The sequence below is a fragment of the Lentzea roselyniae genome, assembly GCF_039537795.1.
Classification (GTDB): Bacteria; Actinomycetota; Actinomycetes; order Mycobacteriales; family Pseudonocardiaceae; genus Lentzea; species Lentzea atacamensis.
Genome location: NZ_BAABBE010000137.1, coordinates 1 through 743, shown reverse-complemented (window position 1 = coordinate 743; position 743 = coordinate 1). Strand labels below are relative to the sequence as shown.

Annotated in this window: 1 protein-coding gene; it reads left to right on the top strand. The window is 67.6% G+C overall.

What is annotated here, in order from left to right:
- The coding region (locus ABFX45_RS46220) for a transposase family protein (protein ID WP_346137433.1) at positions 1-743 on the top strand (743 nt) is incomplete at both ends.

The following is a 743-nucleotide window of genomic DNA, read 5'->3' as shown; positions in this document are numbered from 1 at the left end:
CCCCCGCGAACTGGCCCAGTACCTCGGGCGCCTGCTGCGTGCTGAGCGCCGCGACCGCGGTACCCGCACCGGCACCAGGGCGTTGACCTGCTTCTGGCACGCGGTGTTCGCCCTGTGCTGGTTCCGGGAGAACCGCGACATCACAGCGCTGGCGCGTGATCACGGCATCTCCCGTGCCACCGGCTACCGCTACCTCGACGAGGTCATCACCGTGCTCTCCGCGCAAGCCCCGGACCTGCACGAAGCATTACGGCAAGCCAAGGGCGACGGTCTTGCCCACGTCGTTCTCGACGGCAAGATCTTCTCCGCCGATCGCCTCGCCGAGAAGACCACCAGCACGAAAGGCGAGCAGATCGACCTGTGGTACTCCGGTAAAGCACACGAGCACGGCGGCAACATCCAAGCACTGCTGGCACCGGACGGTTTTCCCTTGTGGATCAGCGATGTCGAGCCTGGATCGATGCATGATCTGACCGCGGCCCGCGAACACGTCCTCGGCGCCCTGTACTGGGCCTACTCCCAGCTCGACCTGTCCACACTGGCCGGCAACGGCTACGACGGGGCTGGCATCGGCGTGTTCACGCCGGTCAAGCAGCCCGCCGACGGCCAGATCCTCGATCCGGACACCCGCACCTACAACGCCCTGCTCCGCGGCCTGCGCTGCCTCGGCGAACGCGGCTTCGCCCTGCTGACCGGGCGTTGGCGCGCCCTGCGGCACTTCACCACCAGCCCACGCAAGATCG